Genomic DNA, 23,003 nt, shown 5'->3' on the forward strand with positions numbered 1-23,003 from the left:
GTCGGAGGAATGGAATTCCGATACCTCGGCAACAGCGGACTGAAGATCTCCGAGATCACCTACGGCAACTGGCTCACCCACGGATCCCAGGTGGAGAACGACGTCGCCACGCAGTGTGTGCGCGCCGCCCTCGACGAGGGGATCTCGACGTTCGACACCGCCGACGTCTACGCCAACACCGCGGCGGAGACCGTGCTCGGCGAGGCTCTGAAGGGCGAGCGCCGTGAGTCGCTGGAGATCTTCACCAAGGTCTACTGGCCGACCGGCCCCAAGGGCAAGAACGACACCGGCCTGTCCCGCAAGCACATCATGGAGTCGATCAACGGGTCGCTCCAGCGGCTGCAGACCGACTACGTCGACCTCTACCAGGCCCACCGCTACGACGTGGAGACCCCGCTCGAGGAGACGATGCAGGCCTTCGCCGACGTCGTGCGCCAGGGCAAGGCGCTCTACATCGGTGTCAGCGAGTGGACCGCCGACCAGATCCGCGCCGGCGTCGAGCTGTCGAGGGAGCTCGGCTTCCAGCTGATCTCCAGCCAGCCCCAGTACTCGATGCTGTGGCGCGTGATCGAGGACGAGGTCGTCCCGGCGTCGAAGGAGCTCGGCGTCTCGCAGATCGTCTGGAGCCCGATCGCGCAGGGCGTGCTCACCGGCAAGTACAAGCCGGGCGCCGAGCCGCCGGCCGGCTCCCGCGCCACCGACACCAAGGGTGGCGCCGACATGATCTCGCGCTGGATGAAGGACGACGTCCTCACCGCGGTCCAGGGCCTCGAGCCCATCGCCCAGGACTGCGGACTGACCATGGCGCAGCTCGCCGTGGCCTGGGTCCTGCAGAACGACAACGTCGCCGCCGCCCTCGTCGGCGCGTCCCGCCCCGAGCAGGTCGCCGACAACGTCAAGGCCGCCGGTGTCACGCTGGACGCCGACGTGATGAAGCGCATCGACGACGCCATCGGTTCGGTCGTGATCCGCGACCCGAAGCTCACCCAGGTGCCGGAGGGGCGCGCGGTCTGAGGTCTGGCCCGGGTGCGCCCGCGACCGTAGCGACCGCACGTGCGGCGGATGTTGCCGCCGTGCGGCCCGGCGAGGGGCCAGAACCGCCACACGTGTCCGGGTTCTTGCCCTCAGGACTGCCGTCCGAGGGCGAGCTCTCGGACACGTGTGGTCAGGCGGCGACCGGGCGCGTCACCCGGTAGCGGACGAACGCCGGTACGGCGAGCGCGGCGAGGACCGTGAAGACCACCACGAGCACGCCGCCGCCGGCCGCGGCGACGGCGGCGCCGGTCGCGGCCGCGGTCGCGCCGTGGGCCACGTCGGCGACGCGCGGACCACCGGCGACCACGACGATGAAGATGCCCTGGAGGCGGCCGCGGACCGAGTCGTCGGCGGCGGCCTGCAGCATCGACGTACGGAACGCGGCGGACGCCATGTCGGCGGCACCGCCGATCGCGAGCATCAGCACGGCGACGCCGAGCATCACGGCGGGCGCGAGCGAGGCCAGCATGGCCGCGACGCCGAAGCCGAGCATGGCCAGCCCCCAGACGACGATGGCGACCATCACGGCGAGTCCCTGCCGCTCGACGCGCGAGACCCAACCGGACAGCACGCCGCCGACGACGGCGCCGGCCGGGATCGCGGCGAAGAGGAGGGCGAAGGCCAGACCGCCCTCGGCGGGGCCGCCGAAGTCGACGTCGGCCATCTCCGGGAAGAGGGCGCGCGGCATGCCGAAGACCATCGCGATGATGTCCACGACGAACGACATCATCAGCACCGGCTGGGTCCGGAGGTAGCGGAAGCCGTCGACGACGGCGCCGATGCCGGGCGTGACCGTCGCTCCCATCACCGGCAGCGCGGGCAGCCCGACGACGGCGCCGAGGGTGGCGAAGAGGGTGATCGTGTCGACGAGGTAGAGCCACGAGAAGCCGACCAGCGGGATGAGCGCCCCGCCGACCATCGGGCCGGCGATGCCGCCGGCCTGCATGACCGTCATGTTCAGCGAGTTCGCCGCCGGCAGCAGGTCGGCCGGCAGCAGGCGCGGCAGCAGGGCCGAGCGCGTCGGCTGGTTCACCGCGAAGAAGGCCTGCTGGACCGAGAACAGCCCGAGCAGCAGCCACACGTCCTCGGCGCCGAGAGCCGCCTGGAGCCAGAAGCCCGCGCTGGTGACGATCAGCCCGACGGTGGTGATCATCAGCAACGTACGACGGTCGAAGACGTCGGCGAGCGCACCGCCCCACAGCCCGAAGACGACGAGCGGCACCAGGCCGAAGACGCCGGTGAGCCCGACGTAGGCCGACGAGCCGGTGATGGCGTAGATCTGGGCGGGCACCGCGACGACGGTCAGCTGCGCGCCGACGACCGTGACGATGTTGGCCAGCCACAGCCGCTTGAAGTGCGGGTTGGCGAGGGGACGGGTGTCCGCCAGCAGTCGCCTCTCCACGTCGGCAGGCTAGGTCACCGTGGCGCTGCCTCCCGCGCCAGGTCCACGGGCACTACTTCGACGAGACCTGGTCGCCCCAGGCGGCCCGGGCGCCGGAGTCGCCGACCCGGTAGACCTGCACGGACGTGGCCAGGGCAGCGACCACCGCCAGCACCGCGACGGTACGGACGACGCCGGCGCTCGCCGTGCGCGCCGAGCCGACAGCACCCGTGGTGAGGCTGCGGCGGTCGAGCCACCACAACGCTGCCGCGAGCAGGAGCATCGGGATCGCGAACCAGATCAGCTGGTCGCCGAGCTCGGCGTGCTCGCCCGGGTTGCCGACGCGCTCCTCCAGCGCCTCGCCGCTGGAGGTCGCGACCGGGAGCAGCGCGGTCGCCACGGCCGTGCACCCCACCACGAGCAGGCCGTAGGGGCGCCGCCACGCCGGACGCACGGCGATCGCGATGGTGCCGAGGGTCGCGAGCGGGAGCAGGACGACGACAGCGTGGACGACCAGCGGGTGGACCGGCAGGCCGTTGATGAGATCGAACATGTCCGCGACGCTAGGGCCACCGACCTGCACGCCACCTGACTGCCCACGTGCCCAGCCGCTGTCAGGCTGTGTGCAGGAAGCGCGTGGCACGGTGGAGGCGTGACCCGTACGACCGGAACGAGGACCCAGGCATGGCGCGGGTAGGGCTCTGCGAGGACGACTCCACGATCCGCCGTGTCGTCGGTGACGCCATGCAGTTCGCGGGGCACGAGGTGGTGGCCGCCCACGACGGCGGTGAGGCGCTGAGGCTGTTCGTCGCGGACGACGACCTCGACGTCCTCATCCTCGACATCGGGCTCCCCGACGCCGACGGCCGTGACGTGTGCCAAGCGCTGCGTTCCGCCGGCCAGCCCGCGCCCGTCCTCTTCCTGACGGCGCTCGGCGCGGTGCACGAGCGGCTGGCCGGCTTCAGCGCGGGCGCGGACGACTACCTCGCCAAGCCCTTCGACGTCCGCGAGCTCATCGCGCGCGTGGAGGCGCTCGCGAAGCGGGGCCGCCTGGTCGTGGCGGCCGCACCCACCGACCTGGTGCTCGACCCCGCCCGGCACTCGGTGGCCTGCAACGGCCGGGAGGCGATGCTGACGCCCACCGAGTACCGGATGCTCGCGGCGATCACCTCGCGTCCGGGAGAGGTCGTACGCCGTCGGGCGGTCGTCGCGGCGGCCTGGCCGGAGGGCGGGATCGTCAACGACAACACCGTCGACTCCTACGTCCGCCGGATCCGGGTGAAGCTCCGCGAGGTCGACTCACCCCTGGAGCTCACCACGGTGCGCGGCGTCGGCTACACACTGAGGTGATGGACGAGGACGAGGACCTGGACGGGCTCCCGGCCGGCCGGCTGCGCCGGCTCGCGCCGCGGTCCTTCCGTGCCTCGATCGTGGCCTCGACGGTCGGGCTGATGACGGTGGCGATGGTCCTGGTGGTCCTCGGCATCCAGGTCGTCCTGGAGTACGCCGCCCAGCGGGACATCGAGCAGGTGCTCGCGGACCGCTCGCAGGCGATGGTGGGGGTCCTCCAGCAGGCCTCGACCGACCGGCTCACCGTCCCGGACGAGGCGCTGCAGCCCGGGATGGTGGTCTACGACGCGTCGGGCGCCCGGGTCGCGGGGTCGGTGGCCAGCGAGGTGCGCGCCGCCGCCGATCGGCTCGCGACCACGGACGAGGTGCGCACGGTGAGCGGTGCCGAGGACGACGACCGCCTGCTCGCCACCCCCTTCACCACGGCCGGGGGCGACACCGGGGTGCTGGTCGTCAGCCAGGAGACCGCACCCTACGAGCGCTCCGAGCTCTACGCCCTCCTCGCCGCGACCGTCCTGGGTGTGCTGGTCGTCGCCGCGACCGCCTTCATGGCGCTGCGGGTGACCACCCAGGCCCTGCGTCCGGTCGCGGTCATGGCCGACCGGGCCGCCGACTGGAGCGAGCACGACCTCTCGCACCGCTTCGCCCTCGGCCCACCGACCAACGAGCTGGCCGCGCTCGGCGGAACGCTCGACGCGCTGCTCGACCGGGTGGCGTCGGCGATCCGCTCGGAGCAGCGGCTGACCTCCGAGCTCGCGCACGAGCTCCGCACACCGCTCACCGGGATCCAGGGCACGGCCGACCTCGCGCTGCTGCGCGGGGTGTCGGACCCCCGCGTGCGCGATGACCTCGAGCAGATCTCGGCGTCCGCGCGGGAGATGGGCGCGGTGATCACCACGCTGCTCGACCTCGCCCGGGACGGTACGACGTCGGGGCGCGAGCAGTGCCGCCTGGCCGACGTCGTGCCGACGCTGGTGACCGCGGTCGGTCGTGACCTCGCGGTCGTCGACCGGACCTCCCGGTCGACAGCGACGGTTGCCGCGCCGGCCGCACTGGTCACCCGAGCTGTCTCGCCGCTGGTGGACAACGCCTCGCGGCACGCGCGCTCGACGGTCGTGCTCGAGGCGACCGACCACCCCGACCACGTCGAGCTGGTGGTCCGCGACGACGGTGACGGCGTCGCCCCGGAGGTCCGCGACAGCCTCTTCGAGCCGGGCGTGTCCCACGACGGCGGCGGTGCCGGCCTCGGCCTGGGCATCGCCCGGCGGATCGCCCGCTCCCTCGGCGGCGAGGTCACGCTCGGCCCGGACCCGGGTGGCGCGGTCTTCGTCGTCCGGCTGCCGCGTCGCTGACAGTCAGGTTGTCGGCAGGTGGGACGCGCCACGCTGGTGGTGAGCGGGCCCGCATCCCCCCGTGGCGGGCCCGCTCACCAGCACGACTCGTGGGGTGGTGCGGGAGGCGGCCTGCGCGTGCTGATCGCCCAGGACGACGTACGCCTCTTGGCACTGCTGGTGCAGGCACTGACCGAAGCGGGCTGGGACGTCGAGGCAGCCCTCGTCGAGCACCTGGTCGGCCGGACGGGCGGCGAGCTGCGGCTGTGCCACGGCGGCCACCACGTCACGACGGGGACCTCCGCCGACGTGCCCTGCCAGCACGACGAACGGATGACGGCGACGGTGCTCGTGCCGCTCGGGTAGCGGCTTCATCGTCCCTTCATCGTCGGATTCCTACGGTGCAGCCATGACCACTCACACCCAGGTCGACGCGGCGGTGGACATCGCCGGCGTCACCAAGAGATACGGCTCGCTCGTGGCCGTGGACGACGTGTCCGTGCGCGTCGCGCCGGGGGAGGTGTACGGCGTCCTGGGACCCAACGGCGCCGGCAAGACCACCCTGCTGCGGATGCTCTTCGGCCTGATCCGGCCCGACAGCGGCACCATCCGCGTCTTCGGCCGGACCTGGCACGAGGCCGGCGTCCACACCCTCGACGGCGTCGCCGGCTTCATCGAGAGCCCGAAGTTCTACCCCTACCTGACCGGGCGGCAGAACCTCGAGGGCCTCGGCCTGCTCGACGGCTCCACCGACGGCCGGGACCTGTCCGCGCGGATCGAGGAGGTCCTCGACGTCGTCGACCTCACCGGTCGCGACCGCGACAAGGTCGGGGGCTACTCCTACGGCATGCGGCAGCGTCTCGGCGTCGCGGCCAGCCTGCTGCGCAGTCCCCGCCTGCTGGTGCTCGACGAGCCGGCCAACGGCCTCGACCCCGCCGGCATCCGCGACATGCGTGCCGTCGTGAAGCGCCTCGCGGCCAGCGGCCTGACGGTGCTGCTGTCCTCGCACCACATGGACGAGGTCGAGGAGATCTGCGACAACGTCACGATCATGAACCGGGGGTCCGTGGCCTTCCACGGCACCATCGACGACCTGCGCGCGATGGCGCCGGACCCCGGCCACCTGCTGCGCACCGGCGACGACCACGAGGCCCTCGCCATCGGGCGCGTCGGTCACCCCCGCGTGCTCGTCGAGCCCGGCCCCGACGGCGGCCTCGTCGCCACCGGACCCGAGCACGAGCTGTCGGCGTACGTCGCCGACCTGGTCCGCGCCGGCGTGCCGCTGCGGGCGTTCACCCCGACCCGTACACCTCTGGAGGCACTGTTCTTCATGCTGACCGACGACGAGCGGGAGGCCGTGCGATGACCACCGCCACCCTCACCCGGCCCGAGCGCAGCGACGTGCGGGGCACCGCCGGCGGGGCCGGTCTCGGTGCCGCCGTCCGCTGGGAGGTGCGCAAGCTCCGCGCCCAGCTGCGGAGCAAGGCGCTCCTGCTCGGAGCGGTGATCGCCCCGGTCGCGGTCGTCATCGTGGTCGGCGCCCAGTCGCGCCCGCCCAAGGACACGCTCTTCGGACGCTTCGCCACCGACAACGGCTTCGCCATGGCGCTGCTCGTGCTGGGCTTCGCCAGCCAGTGGATCCTGCCGCTCGTCACCGCGGTCGTGGCCGGCGACATCTTCGCCAGCGAGGACCAGCACGGCACCTGGAAGACCGTGCTCACCCGGTCGGTCAGCCGGTCACGACTGTTCTGGGCGAAGGTCGTCGTGGCCGTCGCGTTCGGGCTCCTCGCCCTCGTGCTGCTGGCCGCCGCGACCATCGGGGCGAGCCTGCTCCTCGTCGGGCACCAGCCGCTGCTGGGCCTGTCCGGACAGGTCATCGAGCCCCGCGCGGCGCTCGGGCTGGTGACATGGAGCTGGGTCACGATGGCACCGCCGCTGGTCGCCTTCACCTGCCTGGCGCTGCTGTTCTCGGCCTGGTCGCGCAATGCCGCCGTCGGCATCGCCGGCCCGGTCGTGCTCGGGATGGTCATGCAGCTCGTCGGATCCCTCGGCGGCATCGAGGCCGTCCGCCCCTATCTGCTCACCACCCCCTTCGAGGCCTGGCACGGCCTCCTCGCGGAGCCCCGGTTCACCGGCCCGCTCCTGGACGGCCTGCTGACTAGCGCCGTCTGGAGCGTGGCCAGCCTGGCCGCCGCGTTCCTCGTCCTTCGCAACCGCGACATCACCGGAGGTTGACCATGCGCCGCTTCGTCATCAGTCTCATCGCCGCGATCGCCGTCGTGCTCGCGGTCGGGGGCGCCGTCGTCGCCGGGTCGGGCGGCAGCAGCACCGTCACCCGTGCCCGCCTCGAGCGCTCCCTGCCCACCGAGTTCGCGAACCTCTACGCCGCCCAGGCCACGCTCCTCGGACACAAGGGCGTCACGCCTGCGTCGCTCGGCGCCACGGCGATGTGTGACAAGGGTGGCGCCGTCGAGCCCGACGTCGGTCCGGGCAGCAACTGGAACTGCCTGGTCAGCTGGACCGACCCGGACAACCCGATGCCCCCCGAGGGCTACGGCAAGTTCGAGCTCGACGTGCACACCAACGGCTGCTACACCGCCGGCGGTCCGAGCAAGCTCGTCGGCTACGCCACGTTGACCGACACGAAGGGACGCGAGGTGCCCAACCCGGTCTCCGAGTTCGACGGGTGCTTCGACCCGCAGGGTGACGACACGGCCACCGGGGTCGAGTTCCCCTCGCTGCTCAACGTGACCACCACCGCACTGCGGCCCGACGCACAGCGCCACGTCTCCGTCCAGACCACGTGCGGCACCGGCGCCGGTGGCTGCCAGGGCGAGGTCACCGCGACCGCGGGCACGACCGACCTGGGCACCGTCCCGCTGCAGGTCGACGAGGAGCAGACCGCCACGCTCGACTTCCCGAAGGCCGTCCCCGCCGGTGAGTCCGAGGTGACCTTCACCTTCCACGTCACGCAGGGCGTCGGCCCGTCGAAGCCGGTCACGTTGGAGATGCCGGGCTGAGGCGCGCGAGGGGGATCCGTGGTCGAGCGGCTGGCTCGACCGTGGATCCCCTCCGCCCGACCGCGGTGCCTCAGGCCTCCTCGTCGGGGCGGAAGAGCTCACCCACCAGCTCCACGACGTCGGCGATGGAGTCGACGACGCGGGTCGGCCGGTAGGGGAAGTCCTCCACCTGGTGCCGTTCGGTGGCACCGGTCGCGACGAGGATGGTGCGCAGGCCGGCCTCGAGGCCGCTGATGATGTCGGTGTCCATCCGGTCGCCGATCATCACCGTGGTCTCGGAGTGCGCCTCGAGCCGGTTGAGCGCGCTGCGCATCATCAGCGGGTTGGGCTTGCCGATGAAGTAGGGCTGGCGACCCGTCGCGGTGCTGATCAGCGCCGCCACCGACCCGGTCGCGGGGAGCATGCCCTGGGCGCTCGGCCCGCTCGGGTCGGGGTTGGTCGCGATGAACCGGGCTCCGGCGTTGACCAGGCGGATCGCCCGGGTGATCGCCTCGAACGAGTAGGTCCGGGTCTCGCCGAGCACGACGTAGTCCGGGTCCTGGTCGGTCATCACGTAGCCGACGTCGTGCACCGCCTGCGTCAGCCCCGACTCGCCCACGACATACGCCGACCCGCCCGGGCGCTGCTCGTCGAGGAACTGGGCGGTCGCGAGGGCCGAGGTCCAGATCCGGTCCTCCGGCACGTCGATGCCGCTGCTGCGGAGCAGCCGCACCCGCAGGTCGCGCGGGGTGAAGATCGAGTTGTTGGTGAGCACCAGGAACGGGATGTCCCGCTCCCGGAGGGCGGCGATGAACTCCTTCGCACCCGGGATCGGGTCCTCCTCGCGGACGAGCACGCCGTCCATGTCGGTGAGCCAGGTGAGGACGGGTCGACGATCGGTCACAGGGACAGTGTGACGGTCGTAGGCTCGAGCCGTGGACGAGGAGACTCCCGCGACCCGGGCCCTGGCCGCCTCCGGCATCGCGCACACGGTCACCCGGCACGGCCGCGTCGGCTCACTGGCCGAGGCGGCAGCGGTGCGCGGCGTGGACCCGTCGGCGGTCGTGAAGACCATGGTCGTGCGCCGCGGTGAGGGCGACCACCTCCTCGTGCTGGTGCCCGGTGACCGCCAGATCTCCTGGCCCAAGCTGCGCGCCCTGCTCGGCGTCAACCGGATCTCGATGCCGGACGCCGACGCCGCCCGCGAGGTCACCGGCTACGAGCGCGGCACGATCACGCCGTTCGGCGCGCAGGGCGACCTGCCGGTCGTCGCCGACGAGCGCCTGGTCGGGCGGACGATCTCGATCGGCGCGGGTGGCCACGGGGTGGCGGCGACGCTGGCGGCCGACGACGCGATCGCCCACCTCCAGGCGCAGGTCGCGGACGTCACCGAGCCCGCCTGAGCGGCGCGGCGCGGCACCTGGGCGAGTGGTCGAAGATCACACCCTTCAGGGATTGGATCGTTCCAATGAAGTCGTCACACTGGAGGTACCGACGCTCATCCGAGGAGACCCGCCATGCGTCTGATCGACGAGCTCAACGAGCTCCACGCCCACTACGCCCGCATGATCGAGGCCGCGATCGCCGCCGACGACCTGGTCCGGGCCGACGCGTTCGCCCAGGCCTACGAGGACGAGGCCGTCCAGCTGATGGCCGAGCGCGAGGGGCTGACCCACCTGCTCCCGCTGCCCCGGTTCGGCACGCAGGAGAGCGCGTTCCGCAGCCGCGTCCGCCGCCTCGTGCACCGCGCCGCCTGATCCCGCTCCCCGTCGCGGACGCCGGACCCGCAAATGACGATCAGGCCGGCCCGCGAGGGACCGGCCTGATCGGCTGGCGGTGACGGAGGGATTTGAACCCTCGGTGGACTTGCGCCCACAAACGCTTTCGAGGCGTTCTCCTTAGGCCGCTCGGACACGTCACCGCGCCGAACGTTACCGGAGGGTGGTCCGCAGTCGAAAACCGCGGTGGTCCCACGAACTGGGCCGAGGCCGTGGTCAGGGAGCCCGCGCGAGGGTACGTTTCGGCGCACGCCTGTGCTCGCGCCGAGGCGCGTGCGGGAAGGAGGGGCTGTGGCTGTCGTCCGACGTGCCCGGGACCTCGCCCGCGCCGCGCTGCCGAGGAGCGTGGGGGAGCGGCTGCCGGCCGCGCCGCCGCGCGAGGTCACCGAGCTGATCCACGACAAGCGCTTCCAGCGCGCCGTCGCCGCGCAGGCCGAGGAGCAGGGCCGCCCGGAGGAGGAGGTCTGGGAGGAGGTCAAGGGATACCTCCACGAGATGGCCGCCGCCCACGACGACCGCACCTCGCAGGGCTGGGCCCGGCTGGGCGAGTGGTTCCTCAGGGCGTACGACGTCCTGGTGGACGAGGACGCCATGCAGCAGCTGCGGCGCGTCGACCGCGACCACAGCCTGGCGCTGGCGTTCAGCCACCGCTCCTACCTCGACGGCATGGTCATCCCCAACGCCCTGATGTCGCGGCGCTTCTCGCCGACCTACACCTTCGGCGGCGCCAACCTCAACCTGCCGGTCATCGGCTCGGTGGCCAGCCGCACCGGCATGATCTTCATCCGGCGCGCGACCCACGAGATCCCGGTCTACCGGCTGGCGCTGCGCTCCTACATCCGCCGGATGGTGACCAACAAGCGCAACCTCGCCTGGTCGATCGAGGGCGGTCGGACCCGCACCGGCAAGCTCCGCCCGCCGGTCCACGGCATCCTCAAGTACCTCACCGACACGGTGCAGGGCGAGGGAGAGGGCGACCTCGCCCCCGACGTGCAGGTCGTGCCGGTCTCGGTCGTCTACGACCAGCTGCACGAGGTCTCGCTGATGACCGAGGAGGCGCGCGGTGCCAGCAAGACGCCGGAGGACTGGCGCTGGCTCGTCCGCTTCGCCCGCCTCCAGCGCAACCGCCTCGGCCGCGCCTACCTCACCGTCGGCGAGCCCTTCTCGCTGCGGGAGAAGATGGAGGAGCTCGCCGCCGAGGGGGTCACCGGGCACCAGGCGGTCGAGCGGGTCGCGCTCGACATCTCCCACCGCCTCAACCGGGCGACCCCCGTGACGGTGACGGCCATCGTGAGCCTCGCGCTCCTCGGGGCCGACCGGGCGATGACGATGGACGAGGTGCTCGACACCGTGGAGCCGCTGGCCACCTACATCGAGGCCCGCCACTGGCCGGTCGCCGGTGCCGCCGACCTGCGCGACCGCGCGACGATCCGGCGGGCGCTGGCCGAGCTGTCGCGCAGCGGCGTGCTGACGGCGTACGACGGGGGGACGGAGCCGGTCTGGAAGATCGGGGACGACCAGCACCTGGTCGCTGCGTTCTACCGCAACACCGTCATCCACATCCTCGTCGAGCGTGCCATCGGTGAGCTGTCACTGCTGACCGTCAGCGAGCTCGAGCCGGGCGCGGAGATGCCCGCGGGCGGCGAGCTGCAGGTGGGTTGGGAGGAGGCCAAGCGGATGCGCGACCTCCTCAAGTTCGAGTTCTTCTTCCCGAGCCGGGCGGGCTTCGAGGACGACCTGCGCACCGAGCTGCAGCTGCTCGTCGGCCAGGACGTCACTGGCATGACGCCCGAGCGGGCGCACGAGCTGCTGGTGACCGCGCGGCCGCACCTCGCGCACCTCGTGCTGCGGCCGTTCCTCGAGGCCTACCTCGTGCTGGCCGACCGACTCGCCGACCGCGGCGACGGCGCGGTCGACGAGGACGACCTGCTCGCCGACTCGCTCGCGGTCGGGCGCCAGTGGGCGCTCCAGCGCAAGGTGGCGAGCGAGGAGTCGATCTCGCTCGAGCTCTTCCGGACCGCGCTCGCGCTCGCCCGGCACCGCGGCCTGCTGGAGGGCGGCGACGGCGTGGGCAGTGCCCGCGAGGCGTTCGCGGCCGAGCTGCGCGACTCCGTGCGCCGGGTCAACGTCATCGGCGCGATCGCCGGCGAGCCGACGCCGTCCGTGCCCGAGCCGCGCCACCGGCAGGAGAGCCGGTGAACACCCCACGACGTTCCTCTCCTCCGCAACGCTTCACCCCACAGCCTCCTGCTTCCCCCGCTGCGCTCCTCCAGCACGAGCCTGCGGGGGCCCCGAAGCGCTCCCCCGGGCAACGCCGCGGGGACCCCGTATGAGCGGACTGTCCCCCGACGTCGAGGCGGCGGTCGCGGCGATCGAGTCGGGACCGCAGGGACCCGAGGTCGGTGCGTTCTTCGACCTCGACGGCACCCTGGTGGCCGGCTACACCGCCGCCACCTTCTACGGCGACCGGCTCCGGGGCCGCGAGGTGTCGCCCGCGGAGTTCCTGCGGACCGTCGTGACCGCGGTCGACGGGGAGCTCGGCGGTGACCCGACGGCGATCGCGCACGTGGCCTTCGCCGCGATGCGGGGTGTGTCCGAGGAGTCCTTCGCCGACCTGGGTGAGCGGCTGTTCCGCTCCAAGATCGCCGGCACCGTCCGCCGCGAGTCCCGGGCACTGGTCGCCGCCCACCAGCGTGCCGGCCACACCGTCGCGATCGCCTCGGCCGCCACCCGCTACCAGATCGGGCCGGTGGCGCGCGACCTCGGCGTCGAGCACCTCGTGTGCACCCAGCTGGTCGTCGAGGACGGGCAGTTCACCGGCGCCACCGACGGCCCGATGCTGTGGGGCCGGCACAAGGCGACCGGCGTACGCACGTTCGCGCGCGGGCACGGCATCGACCTGGCGCAGTCCTACGCCTACGGCAACGGCTACGAGGACGTCGCCTTCCTCTCCTCCGTCGGGCACCCCACTGCGCTCAACCCGCACCGCGACCTGCGCGCCGCGGCCGCGCGCCTCGGCTGGCCGGTGCTCGACCTGAGCGACCCCGTCGGTGGATCGCTCGTCGCGGCCGGACGCACGGTGGCCGCCCTGGCCGGCATGAACGCCGGTGTCGCCGCCGGGATCGCCTACGGGCTCGCCCGGGGCGACCGGCGCGAGGGCCGCAACCTCGCGGTGAAGCTGGCCACCCACATCCCGATGGCCGTCGCTGGGGTGTCGATGGACGTGCTCCACCAGGAGCGCCTCTGGACCCACCGCCCGGCGATCTTCGTCGCCAACCACCAGAGCTCGCTCGACATCCCCGTGCTCGGCCGGCTGCTCGAGCGCGACTTCACGATCGTGGCCAAGAAGGAGGCGCGTTGGGACCCGCGCGCCGTCGTCGGCTCGGTGGTGATCGACCCGGCCTACATCGACCGCTCCGACTCCGCCTCGGCGCGCGCCACCCTCGACGGGGTCGTCGAGCGGATCCGCGGCGGCACCTCGCTGATGATCTTCCCGGAGGGCACCCGGTCGGCGACGCCGGTGCTCGGCCCGTTCCGCAAGGGCGCGTTCCACCTCGCGGCGCAGGCCGGCGTGCCGGTCGTGCCGGTCGTGCTCCGCAACACCGGTGAGCTGATGCGCCGCAGCTCGCTGGTGCTCAACCCCGGCGTCGTCGACGTGTGCGTCCTCGAGCCCGAGACCGACTGGAGCGCCGACGACATGGGCGAACGGATCGCCGCGCTGCACGCGAAGTTCGAGGAGACGCTGGCGAGGTGGCCGTCGCCATGAGCCCGTCCAACAGGGGTGCCGAGGACTTCGAGCGGTGGGGCGGTGCCGCCGCCTGGTCGACCGGCTCCGAGCTGACGCCCATGCAGACGCTGCTGTGGCGCTCCGAGCGACACCCGGTGCAGTCGTCCACCTCGACCGTGGTCATCGACCTCGACCGGGCGCCGGACTGGGAGCGCTTCGTCGCCGCGACCGACTGGGGCACCCGGCTCGTACGCCGCCTGCGCCAGCGCGTCGTAGACCCGGTCGTCCCGACCGCGCCGCCGACGTGGGCCGACGACCCGACGTTCGACCTCGCCTACCACCTGCGCCGTGAGCGGGTCGCCGACCACGACGAGATGCTCTCGCAGGCCGCGCAGATCGCGCTGCGGCCCTTCGACCGCTCGCGGCCGCTGTGGGAGGGCGTGCTCTTCGAGGTGGGCGAGGAAGCGGCGTACGTCCTCAAGATCCACCACGCGCTCGCCGACCCGCTCGGCACGGTCCAGCTGCTGTCGATGCTGCAGTCCGGCAAGCGCGGGCACACCGCTCGCAAGCCGCTCGCCGAGGACGTCGCGGCGGTGGGCGTCGACCCGGTCGAGCTCGCGGTGTCCGGTCTGCGTGCCGACGTGGCGGCCCTCCCCGAGGTGGCGGCCACGACCCTGCGCAACCTCGGCCTCGCGGCGACCCGGCCGCAGTCCGCGGTCGCCTCGGCACTGCGCTACGGCGCGTCCGTTCGCCGGCTCGTCACCCACGCCGCACCGCCGTCGCCGGATCTCACCCCGCGCACCGGGCGGATGTGGACCTTCCTCACCTTCGACGCACCGCTCGAGCCGCTGCGCGCGGTCGCCCGGCAGGGCGGCGGCACCCTCGACGACGCCGCGGTGGCGCTCGTCCTCGGCGGGTTGGGCCGCTACCACGCGCGCCGCGACAGCCCGCTGCTCGAGATCCCCGTCGGCGTCCGCGTCTCGCTCGACCGGGCCGACGACCTCGGCAACCGGTTCGCCGGCGCGCTGATCTCCGGACCGCTGGCGATCGAGGACCCTGTCGACCGGGTGGCCGCGGTGCGTGGCGAGATCCTGTCGCTGCACACCGAGCGGGCGCTGACCGTGCTCGACGCCGCGGCCCCGCTGATGAACCGGCTGCCCTCCTTCGTCGGCGCCTCGGCGCTGCGCAGCGCAGCCGTGCCCGACGCCTTCGTCCTGACCCTCCCCGGTCCGCCACGCAAGCGCTTCATGGCCGGTGCCGAGGTCCGGGGGATGTACGTCCTCGGGCCCCTCCCGGGCGCCGCGCTCACCGCCTGCCTGGTGACCGTTGCTGACACCGCCTGCCTCGGCGTCAACGTCGACGCCAGTGCCGTCGCCGACCTCGCCGGGCTCGAGCAGTGCCTCGCCGAGGAGATCGCGGCGTTCACGACCGGGTAGGTGGCCGTCGTTGGCGCTCCTCGCACCTCAACCAGCGGGGCTGGCGCGGGTCGGACCGACGTAGCAGAGCATCCGGTGGTCGACACCGGCCTCGATGTTCACGAAGCCGTGGCGCTCGTAGAAGCGGCGGGTGTCGAGGTCGACCTCGTCGACGTTGATGTGCATCTCCGGCGCGCCGGCCTCGCGGACCAGTCGTCGGGAGAGCGCGAGGACCTGCGTGCCGATGCCGTGGTCGCGGAGACCGGGCACGACGTAGAGCTCCTCGAGCTGGGCGACCGGCCCGTCGAACCAGATCGCCGGCCGGAGCGTCAGCAGGGCGAAGCCCACCGCCTGACGGTCGTCCTCCGCGACCACGGCGACGACCTCCGGCAGCCCGAGCAGCCGCGCGAACCGCTCGGCGAGCACCGGCACGTCGTCGGTCTCGGTCTCGAACTCGGTGTTGAAGTCCCACAGCATCCGGGCGAGCACCTCGGCGTCGTCAGCGCTGGCGCGGCGTACGTCGGTCACGTCGGTCTCCTCCTCTCGGCCGGGGTAGTTAGGGACGAAGACGTCGTTGATCGGCCCGGATCTCCTACGAGAACGTCCCTAACTACCCCGGGAGTCGGCCCGGTGGCGGGCGAAGAACTGGTCGAGGAGGGCCGTGGACTCGTCGGCGAGGACGCCGGCGAGGACCTCGGGCCGGTGGTTGAGGCGGCGGTCGCGCACGACGTCCCAGAGGGAGCCGACCGCGCCCAGCTTGTCGTCGTACGCCCCGAAGACGAGGCGGTCCACGCGGGCGAGCACGAGGGCGCCGGCGCACATCGTGCAGGGCTCGAGTGTGACCACGAGGGTGCAGCCCGACAGCCGCCACTCGCCGCGGGCGGCCGCCGCGGCGCGCAGGGCGACGACCTCGGCGTGACCGGTCGGGTCGCCGTGGGACTCGCGGGTGTTGCGTCCGGTGCCGATGACGGCACCCGTCTCGTCGACGACGACGGCGCCGACCGGTACGTCGTCCCCGGCGAGCGCGGCCTGCGCCTCGGCGAGGGCCAGGCGCATGGGGTCGTCCCACATCATGCGGGGGCGTTCCTCATGCAGACGTCAGCCCGACGGCGTCGTCGAAGAGCTTGCCGAAGCCGAGCTGGCGCGCGATCTCGGAGAGCATCTCGTCGGGGTAGAGCTCGACGTCGTCGAGCAGGGCGCCCATGTCGATGGCGTGCAGCCCCAGGTCGGCGAGCAGGTCGAGGTCACCGGCGGGCACCTCGACGTCGTCGTCCTCGGGCGGCGGCAGGCCCAGGAAGTCGATCGCCGACTGGGCGAGCTCCCACTGGTCGGCAGCCGTGACGTCACTGAGCAGCACGCGGGTCGCGGTGCCGTCCACGCGCACGAGCACGAAGAAGTCCTCGTCGACGGCGACCATCCCCACCGCGCCGGCGTCGCCGGACAGGCGGCGGAGCGCGTGGCTCAGGGCCTCGATCGACTCGAAGGCCGGGGTGGCGATCTCCTGCAGCTGCCACTCGCCGTCCTCGTGGAAGGCGGCCAGCGCGAAGTCGACCTCGCCGTTCGGCTCGGACATCGAGAGCGACCTCCCCACGGTCTGCGGTGCACCTGCTCCTGTAGAGCCAATGTCCCAGACTGGCGGGGCTTCGCCAACCCCGTTTCGGACTCGTTCGGCGACCCGGCGGCCCACTAGGGTGACCCCCATGCGCCTGCACGTGGTGAACCACCCCCTCGTCTCCCACAAGCTCACCGTCCTCCGGGACGAGGACACCGACTCGCCGACCTTCCGTCGCCTGACCGACGAGCTGGTCACCCTGCTGGCCTACGAGGCGACCCGCGAGGTGCGCGTCGACCCCAAGCCGATCACCACCCCCGTCGGGCCCACCACGGGTGTCTACCTCGCCCAGCCCAAGCCGATGGTGGTGCCGATCCTCCGCGCCGGCCTCGGCATGCTGGACGGGATGATGCGGCTGCTGCCGACCGCGGAGGTCGGCTTCCTCGGCATGGTGCGCAACGAGGAGACCCTCGAGGCGTCGACGTACGCCGAGCGGCTCCCCGAGGACCTGTCCGGGCGCCAGTGCTACGTCCTCGACCCGATGCTCGCGACGGGCGGCACCCTCGCGGCCGCCATCAAGTTCCTCACCGACCGCGGTGCCGACGACATCACCGCGATCTGCCTGCTGGCCGCCCCCGAGGGCGTCGCCAACCTGGAGAAGGGCCTCGCCGACCTCGACGTCCCGGTCACCGTGGTCACCGCTGCGCTCGACGAGAAGCTCAACGACAAGGGCTACATCGTCCCGGGCCTCGGCGACGCCGGCGACCGCCTCTACGGCGTCGCGCAGTAGCCCCCGTCTCAGTCGAGTGCGCTCGCGGTAGCAGTCCCTGCACAGCCGCGCACTCAACCCACCGTGGGTACGCCGAGTGCGACGAGGTCCTGCATGACCTCCCACGGCTCGTGCCGGAGCTCCCAGGCGGAGCACTGCACCACGACCCGCGTCGCCGTGGTCAGCTGACGGTTGCGTCGGCGGTCCGACGTCGACTGGGCAGGGTCGTCGTGCCAGCCGCCGTCGACCTCGAGCACCAGCGCGCGACCGTCTGGCAGGAGCCACTCGGCGTCGGTGTAGCGCCTGCGGCCGCGGTTGTCGGTCCGGGTCCGCTGTGACCGGGGCAGCTGGACGCCGTAGGTGCGGCAGGCCTTCCGCAGGTCGACCTCAGCCATCGAGTGCGCGCCCTGCGACACGTCCTCCAGCAGGGCCCGCAGGTCGCGCGACCGGCGCAGCGGTGCCAGCCGGTCGATCCACTCGACGAGCGCCTCGGCGGTCGTGAGGCGCTGCTGCACGGTGGCGGCGACCGCGCCCAGCGCCGTACGCAGGTGTGGCTCGTGAGCCGCGAACATCAGGACCGCAGGCTCGAGACGACACGCGGGCAGCTCGCCCGGACCCAGCAGGACCTTGTACGGGCGACGGGTACGGAAGAAGCGGTAGCCGGGCAACGGCTCGAAGCTCATCGGGTTGCTGACCAGGATCGTCACCTCGTCACGGCCCCATCGCGCGAGCCCGCGCACGGAAGCCGCGCTGAGCGCCCCGACCATCGCGCTCGGGCCGCCGTGCAGGACACCCAGCCACAGGGCTTGATCGGTTGAGAGCGGTCCGGTGGTGGTGCTCACGACCTCGCCCGAGCGTACGGCCCAACGCCCCACCCGGACGTGGTTGCGGATCTCGCCGCGACCGACCCCGAGCTCACGCAGCTGTCGATGGCTGATCAGGCCTGACTGGGCGTCGGCGAGCTGCTCCCAGAGTCGGTCCCCCATCGGGGCAGTCTGTGGGCCGCGTGGCCCTCTACGCGCGGCTCATCCACAGGCACCCGCAGGTCGAGTGCGCAGCCCCGCGGCGACGACTACCGCGAGCGCACTCGACCGGGACTGGAGGATCAGTCGGCGACCAGCACCACGTGGAGGGTGCGCGGCCCGTGCACGCCCTCGACCCGGTCGAGCTCGATGTCGCTCGTGGCCGAGGGGCCGCTGACCCACGTCAGGGGGCGGGCGGGGTCGAGCAGCTCGATCGCGTCCGGTACGTCGGCCACGACCTGTGCCGCGTCGACGATGCAGACGTGCCGGTCGGGCACGAGCGTGATGATCCGGCGGCCCTGGCCGGGGCCGTGGTCGAGCACGATCGTCCCGGTCTCCGCGATGCCGACGGCGGCCCGGGTCACCACGCAGTCGATCGCGTCGAGCTCGGCCGCGGTCAGGCCGTCGTCGACCACCGCACCGGGGATGTCGAGGTCGAGGCCTGCGGGCACCACGACCGTCGCGGCGCCGACGGCGCGGGCCACGACGTCGGCGAGGTCCGCGCGCGTGGTGGCGGTGACGACGGCGCGGTAGTCCTCGACCCTCTCGGTGAAGAGGTCGACCAGGTCGTCGCGGGCGGCGGCGCGCGGGGCCGGCGGGACCTCCACCGCGGGGGAGACGCCGGACAGGGCCGAGCGGACCCGCCCGAGGACCTCGTCGCGGGCGCCGCCACCGGGTGTGGACGTCACGACCGGCCTCCGTCCGTGCGGTCCCACCACTCGCGGAAGGACTCCGGCGGCGGGGCCGGCAGGTCGCGCGCGCCGGTCCAGGCGGCGCCCGGCCCGGGCAGGCGGCCGGCGGCGGCACGGCCCCCGGGCAGCGTCGTACGGGAGAACCGGCCCAGCACGCGCCCCGCGAGGCCGGACGCGCGCTCGGCCCAGCCGAGCCGGCGGGCGTCGGAGAAGGTCCAGGCCGCGGCGCGCATCGCCACCGCCTCCTGCCAATGAGATCCACGCCGGGGGATCCGGTCGCCGCGGTGCGCGTCGACGACGGCGGCCCGCTGGTCGACCAGCACGGACGGGATGTCGATCCGCACCGGGCAGACCTCGAAGCAGGCACCGCACAGCGAGGAGGCGTAGGGGAGGGAGGCGGTCTGCTCGTCGGAGACGCCGCGCAGCAGCGGGTTGAGGATGGCGCCGATCGGGCCGGGGTAGACCGAGCCGTAGGCGTGCCCGCCGACGCGCTCGTAGACCGGACAGACGTTGAGGCACGCCGAGCAACGGATGCAGCGCAGCGCCTGGCGGCCGACGTCGTCGGCGAGGGCACGGGTGCGGCCGTTGTCGAGCAGCACCACGTGGACCTCCTGCGGCCCGTCGCCGGGCGTGACGCCGGACCAGGTGGAGGTGTAGGGGTTCATCCGCTCGCCGGTCGAGGAACGCGGCAGCAGCCGCAGCATCGGGTCGAGGTCGGACCAGGTCGCGACGACCTTCTCGATGCCGACCACGCTGACGAGCACCTCGGGCAGGGTCAGGCACATGCGTCCGTTGCCCTCGGACTCGACGACGACCAGGGTCCCGGTGTCGGCGACGGCGAAGTTGGCGCCGCTGACCCCGACCTTCGCGCGCAGGAACTTCTCGCGCAGGTGCTCGCGTGCGGCACCCGCGAGGACGGCCGGCTCGTCGGTCAGGTCGTCGGGGGCGGGTCGGCCCACCGCGCCCATCCGACGTCGGAAGATCTCGCGCACCTCGGCCCGGTTGCGGTGGATCGCCGGGACGAGGATGTGGGACGGCAGGTCCTCGCCGAGCTGGACGATGAGCTCGGCCAGGTCGGTCTCCCAGGCGGCGATGCCCACGGCCTCGAGCGCCTCGTTGAGGCCGATCTCCTGGGTGGCCATCGACTTGACCTTGACCACCTCGTCGGCGCCGTGCCGCTTCGCGATCGCGGCGACGATCGCGCACGCCTCCTCGGCGTCGCGGGCCCAGTGCACCGTGGCGCCGGCCCGGGTGAGCGCGGCCTCCAGGGTCTCGAGGTGCGTGGCCAGGTCGCGCAGCGCCGCCTCCTTGACCCCGGCGCCGGCCAGTCGCAGCTCCTCCCAGTCCTCGACCTCGGCGACGACGCGGGCGCGCTTGTCGCGGATCGTGTGGGTGGCGTGGGCGAGGTTGCGGCGCAGCTGCGTGTCCCCGAGCGCCGCGCGGGCAGCGGTCGGGAAGGCGGGCATCCCCACGAAGGTGCCGCTCATGCGCCGGCCTTGCGGGCACCGACGGCGGGTCCGCTGGAGTCGCCTTCCGAGTCCTCGGTGGCGACGAGGACCTCGGCCAGGTGCATGACGCGTACGCCGGCCCGCTGGCGCGAGAGGACGCCGCCGATGTGCATCAGGCACGAGTTGTCGCCGGCGACGAGGACCTCCGCGCCGGTGTCGCGCACGTGCCGGGCCTTGTCGGCGCCCATCGCGATCGACGTGTCGGCGTTCTTCACTGCGAAGGTGCCGCCGAAGCCGCAGCACTCGGTGTCGTGCGGCAGGTCGACGAGCTCGATGCCGCGCACCTGCTCCAGCAGCCGCAGCGGCCGGTCGCCGACGCCGAGCATCCGCAGGCTGTGGCAGGTCGGGTGGTAGGTCACCCGGTGCGGGAAGTAGGCGCCGACGTCGGTCACGCCGAGCACGTCGACGAGGAACTCGCTGAGCTCGTAGGTGCGCGGGGCGATCTGGGCGACGGCGGCCACGAGGGCCGGGTCGCCGGACCGCTCCGCCACGATCGAGTGCTGGTGCCGGGCCGAGCCGGCGCACGACCCCGACGGCGTGACGATGGCGTCGTAGCCGGCGAAGGCGTCGACGAAGGTCCGCACGACGGGCACGGCCTCGTCGAGGTAGCCGGTGTTGACCATCGGCTGGCCGCAGCACGTCTGGGCCCGCGGGAACTCCACGTCGACGCCGAGCCGCCTCAGCAGCCGGACGACCGCCTTCCCCGTGTCGGGGAACATGGCGTCGTTGACGCAGGTGATCTGGAGGGCGACTTTCATCGCTTCGCATCCTGCCACGCGCTGGTGCGCGCACCGTGACGCGCGTCACCTGAGACACGGGCGCCCGGGGGGCGGCGTTCGGTACGTTGTGCGCGGCCCGCACGCCGTCGGAGGTCTGTCCACAACACCCGGCCCACCCAGGAGGCACCAGTGCGCATCGGCATCCCGCGCGAGTCCCGACCCGGCGAGACGCTCGTCGCCGCCACGGCGAAGACCGCGACCCAGCTCGCCGCCCTCGGGTACGACGTCGTGGTCGAGGCGGGTGCCGGCGTCGCGGCCGACCAGCCCGACACCGCCTTCGCGGAGGCCGGCGTCCAGGTCGGCTCCGCCGAGGACGTGTGGGGCAGCGACGTGGTGGTGAAGGTCAACGCGCCCACCGACGACGAGGTCGCCCGGCTGCGGCGTGGCGCCACGGTCATCAGCCTGATGGCACCGGCCCGCAGCCCGGAGCTCGTCGAGCGGCTCAGCGCCGCGGGTGTCACCGCGCTCGCCATGGACGCGGTGCCGCGCATCTCCCGCGCCCAGTCGATGGACGTGCTCTCCTCGATGGCCAACGTGGCCGGCTACCGCGCCGTCATCGAGGCCGCCCACGAGTTCGGGCGGCTCTTCACCGGCCAGGTCACCGCCGCGGGCAAGGTGCCGCCGGCGCGGGTCTTCGTGGTCGGTGCGGGAGTCGCCGGGCTCGCCGCCATCGGCGCCGCGGGGTCGCTTGGCGCGGTCGTCCGCGCGTTCGACGTACGCCCCGAGGTGGCCGAGCAGGTCGAGTCGATGGGTGCGGAGTTCGTCACGGTCGACATGGAGCAGGAGGTCTCCTCCGACGGCTACGCCAAGGAGATGACCGCCGAGCAGGAGGCCGCCACCGCCGCGATGTACGACGAGGAGGCGCGCGCCGCCGACATCGTCATCACCACGGCGCTGATCCCCGGCCGCCCCGCCCCGCTGCTGGTGACCGCCGAGACCGTCGCCGCCATGCGACCCGGCTCGGTGGTCGTCGACATGGCCGCGGCCAACGGCGGCAACGTCGCCGCCACGGTCACCGACCAGCGCGTGGTCACCGACAACGGGGTCACCGTCCTCGGCTACACCGACCTCGCCGGCCGGCTGGCCGCGCAGACGAGCCAGCTCTACGGCACCAACGTCGTCAACCTGCTCAAGCTGCTCACCCCGGAGAAGGACGGCCGGCTGACGCTCGACCTGGACGACGTGGTCCAGCGCGGCATCACCGTCACCCGTGACGGGGAGACGCTCTGGCCGCCGCCACCCGTGCAGGTCTCGGCGGCACCGAAGGCCGAGGTTGCCGTGACGGCCGAGCAGGAGAAGCCGAAGGTCGAGCTCACCGCCCGGGCGAAGACCTTCCTGGTGCTCGGCGCCATCGCCGTCTTCGGCCTCGTCAACGCGCTCGCCCCGACCGAGGACCTGCGCCGGCACTTCACCGTGCTGATGCTGTCGATCGTCATCGGCTACTACGTCATCGGCAAGGTCGCCCACGCGCTGCACACGCCGCTGATGTCGGTCACCAACGCCATCTCGGGCGTGGTGGTCGTGGGTGCGCTGCTGCAGATCAACAGCGAGGACGACACCGTGCTGGTGCTGTCGACGATCGCGGTCCTGCTGGCGTCCATCAACATCTTCGGCGGCTTCGCGGTCACCCGTCGGATGCTCGGCATGTTCAGCAAGGGAGCCTGA

The 23,003-nt window shown here is 72.8% G+C and carries 24 protein-coding genes and 1 tRNA gene; 14 read left to right on the forward strand and 11 right to left on the reverse strand.

Features of this window, described 5'->3' with window-relative positions:
- Positions 1–9: 9 nt before the first annotated feature.
- Complete coding sequence (locus ASC64_RS19300) at positions 10–1,014, forward strand: aldo/keto reductase family protein (RefSeq protein ID WP_056909172.1); 1,005 nt, start codon at positions 10–12, stop codon at positions 1,012–1,014.
- Between the two features lie 151 nt (positions 1,015–1,165).
- On the opposite strand, the gene ASC64_RS19305 is transcribed toward ASC64_RS19300, so the two are convergent.
- Together ASC64_RS19305 and ASC64_RS19310 are read right to left on the reverse strand one after the other, a co-directional pair.
- Positions 1,166–2,437, reverse strand: a complete 1,272-nt coding sequence (locus ASC64_RS19305) for an MFS transporter (protein ID WP_056909173.1) — start codon at positions 2,435–2,437, stop codon at positions 1,166–1,168.
- Between the two features lie 52 nt (positions 2,438–2,489).
- Positions 2,490–2,969: a DUF2231 domain-containing protein gene (locus tag ASC64_RS19310; protein WP_056909174.1), complete on the reverse strand. Its 480-nt coding sequence runs from the start codon at positions 2,967–2,969 to the stop codon at positions 2,490–2,492.
- Positions 2,970–3,100: 131 nt separating this feature from the next.
- On the opposite strand from ASC64_RS19310, the gene ASC64_RS19315 reads away from it, so the two are divergent.
- From ASC64_RS19315 to ASC64_RS22225, 6 genes are all read left to right on the forward strand, one after another.
- Positions 3,101–3,766: a response regulator transcription factor gene (locus tag ASC64_RS19315; RefSeq protein ID WP_056909175.1), complete on the forward strand. Its 666-nt coding sequence runs from the start codon at positions 3,101–3,103 to the stop codon at positions 3,764–3,766.
- The gene (locus tag ASC64_RS19320; protein ID WP_056909176.1) at positions 3,766–5,118 is read left to right on the forward strand and encodes a sensor histidine kinase; all 1,353 of its coding nucleotides are present in this window, start codon (positions 3,766–3,768) and stop codon (positions 5,116–5,118) included. The genes ASC64_RS19315 and ASC64_RS19320 overlap by 1 nt, the downstream gene beginning before the upstream one ends.
- Before the next feature lie 117 nt (positions 5,119–5,235).
- Positions 5,236–5,463: a hypothetical protein gene (locus ASC64_RS19325; protein ID WP_056909177.1), complete on the forward strand. Its 228-nt coding sequence runs from the start codon at positions 5,236–5,238 to the stop codon at positions 5,461–5,463.
- A gap of 43 nt (positions 5,464–5,506) precedes the next feature.
- Positions 5,507–6,463 (forward strand): ABC transporter ATP-binding protein, encoded by a 957-nt coding sequence (locus tag ASC64_RS19330; RefSeq protein WP_056909178.1) that lies wholly within the window; start codon positions 5,507–5,509, stop codon positions 6,461–6,463.
- Positions 6,460–7,332, forward strand: coding sequence for an ABC transporter permease (locus ASC64_RS19335; protein WP_056909179.1), 873 nt, complete (start codon positions 6,460–6,462; stop codon positions 7,330–7,332). The genes ASC64_RS19330 and ASC64_RS19335 overlap by 4 nt, the downstream gene beginning before the upstream one ends.
- Before the next feature lie 2 nt (positions 7,333–7,334).
- Positions 7,335–8,117, forward strand: a complete 783-nt coding sequence (locus ASC64_RS22225; protein WP_156385298.1) for a hypothetical protein — start codon at positions 7,335–7,337, stop codon at positions 8,115–8,117.
- Positions 8,118–8,187: 70 nt separating this feature from the next.
- Here ASC64_RS22225 and ASC64_RS19345 read toward each other — a convergent pair whose 3' ends face one another.
- Complete coding sequence (locus ASC64_RS19345; protein ID WP_235563839.1) at positions 8,188–8,961, reverse strand: HAD-IIA family hydrolase; 774 nt, start codon at positions 8,959–8,961, stop codon at positions 8,188–8,190.
- 70 nt (positions 8,962–9,031) lie between these two features.
- Between ASC64_RS19345 and ASC64_RS19350 the strand changes: the two genes are divergently transcribed.
- Both ASC64_RS19350 and ASC64_RS19355 read left to right on the forward strand, forming a co-directional pair.
- Positions 9,032–9,499, forward strand: coding sequence for an aminoacyl-tRNA deacylase (locus ASC64_RS19350; RefSeq protein ID WP_056909181.1), 468 nt, complete (start codon positions 9,032–9,034; stop codon positions 9,497–9,499).
- Between the two features lie 114 nt (positions 9,500–9,613).
- Positions 9,614–9,853: a hypothetical protein gene (locus ASC64_RS19355; protein ID WP_056909182.1), complete on the forward strand. Its 240-nt coding sequence runs from the start codon at positions 9,614–9,616 to the stop codon at positions 9,851–9,853.
- 74 nt (positions 9,854–9,927) lie between these two features.
- Here ASC64_RS19355 and ASC64_RS19360 read toward each other — a convergent pair.
- A tRNA-Ser gene (locus ASC64_RS19360) sits at positions 9,928–10,017 on the reverse strand.
- 148 nt (positions 10,018–10,165) lie between these two features.
- Between ASC64_RS19360 and ASC64_RS19365 the strand changes: the two genes are divergently transcribed.
- The 3 genes from ASC64_RS19365 to ASC64_RS19375 all read left to right on the forward strand — a co-directional run bounded on the left by ASC64_RS19365 (position 10,166) and on the right by ASC64_RS19375 (position 15,037).
- Complete coding sequence (locus tag ASC64_RS19365; RefSeq protein ID WP_056909183.1) at positions 10,166–12,073, forward strand: lysophospholipid acyltransferase; 1,908 nt, start codon at positions 10,166–10,168, stop codon at positions 12,071–12,073.
- A gap of 130 nt (positions 12,074–12,203) precedes the next feature.
- Positions 12,204–13,640, forward strand: a complete 1,437-nt coding sequence (locus ASC64_RS19370) for an HAD-IB family hydrolase (protein WP_056909184.1) — start codon at positions 12,204–12,206, stop codon at positions 13,638–13,640.
- Entirely contained in the window at positions 13,637–15,037 is a 1,401-nt protein-coding gene (locus ASC64_RS19375; RefSeq protein ID WP_156385300.1) for a wax ester/triacylglycerol synthase domain-containing protein, read from the forward strand. Before ASC64_RS19370 ends, ASC64_RS19375 begins: the two co-directional genes overlap by 4 nt.
- 27 nt (positions 15,038–15,064) lie before the next feature.
- Here the strand turns inward: ASC64_RS19375 and ASC64_RS19380 are convergent, their stop codons facing one another.
- The 3 genes from ASC64_RS19380 to ASC64_RS19390 all read right to left on the reverse strand — a co-directional run bounded on the left by ASC64_RS19380 (position 15,065) and on the right by ASC64_RS19390 (position 16,589).
- The gene (locus ASC64_RS19380) at positions 15,065–15,544 is read right to left on the reverse strand and encodes a GNAT family N-acetyltransferase (protein ID WP_056909186.1); all 480 of its coding nucleotides are present in this window, start codon (positions 15,542–15,544) and stop codon (positions 15,065–15,067) included.
- Between the two features lie 78 nt (positions 15,545–15,622).
- Positions 15,623–16,072, reverse strand: a complete 450-nt coding sequence (gene tadA / locus ASC64_RS19385) for a tRNA adenosine(34) deaminase TadA (RefSeq protein ID WP_056909243.1) — start codon at positions 16,070–16,072, stop codon at positions 15,623–15,625.
- A 31-nt stretch (positions 16,073–16,103) separates the two neighbouring features.
- Positions 16,104–16,589 carry a tRNA adenosine deaminase-associated protein gene (locus tag ASC64_RS19390; RefSeq protein ID WP_056909187.1) on the reverse strand — a complete coding sequence of 162 codons (486 nt, stop codon included), beginning with the start codon at positions 16,587–16,589 and terminating at the stop codon, positions 16,104–16,106.
- Between the two features lie 127 nt (positions 16,590–16,716).
- Here ASC64_RS19390 and upp point away from each other — a divergent pair, with 127 nt between their 5' ends.
- A complete protein-coding gene (gene upp, locus ASC64_RS19395) occupies positions 16,717–17,358 on the forward strand; it encodes a uracil phosphoribosyltransferase (protein ID WP_056909188.1) in 642 nt (213 codons plus the stop codon).
- Positions 17,359–17,411: 53 nt separating this feature from the next.
- Here upp and ASC64_RS19400 read toward each other — a convergent pair whose 3' ends face one another.
- From ASC64_RS19400 to ASC64_RS19415, 4 genes are all read right to left on the reverse strand, one after another.
- Positions 17,412–18,323, reverse strand: a complete 912-nt coding sequence (locus tag ASC64_RS19400; RefSeq protein WP_056909189.1) for a hypothetical protein — start codon at positions 18,321–18,323, stop codon at positions 17,412–17,414.
- A 119-nt stretch (positions 18,324–18,442) separates the two neighbouring features.
- Positions 18,443–19,048 (reverse strand): LutC/YkgG family protein, encoded by a 606-nt coding sequence (locus ASC64_RS19405; protein ID WP_056909190.1) that lies wholly within the window; start codon positions 19,046–19,048, stop codon positions 18,443–18,445.
- Positions 19,045–20,538, reverse strand: coding sequence for a lactate utilization protein B (locus tag ASC64_RS19410; RefSeq protein WP_056909191.1), 1,494 nt, complete (start codon positions 20,536–20,538; stop codon positions 19,045–19,047). Before ASC64_RS19410 ends, ASC64_RS19405 begins: the two co-directional genes overlap by 4 nt.
- Positions 20,535–21,317, reverse strand: a complete 783-nt coding sequence (locus ASC64_RS19415; protein ID WP_056909192.1) for a (Fe-S)-binding protein — start codon at positions 21,315–21,317, stop codon at positions 20,535–20,537. The genes ASC64_RS19410 and ASC64_RS19415 overlap by 4 nt, the downstream gene beginning before the upstream one ends.
- A gap of 150 nt (positions 21,318–21,467) precedes the next feature.
- On the opposite strand from ASC64_RS19415, the gene ASC64_RS19420 reads away from it, so the two are divergent.
- Positions 21,468–23,003, forward strand: coding sequence for a Re/Si-specific NAD(P)(+) transhydrogenase subunit alpha (locus ASC64_RS19420; protein WP_056909193.1), 1,536 nt, complete (start codon positions 21,468–21,470; stop codon positions 23,001–23,003).

It is taken from the genome of Nocardioides sp. Root122 (assembly GCF_001425025.1).
Taxonomy (GTDB): domain Bacteria; phylum Actinomycetota; class Actinomycetes; order Propionibacteriales; family Nocardioidaceae; genus Nocardioides.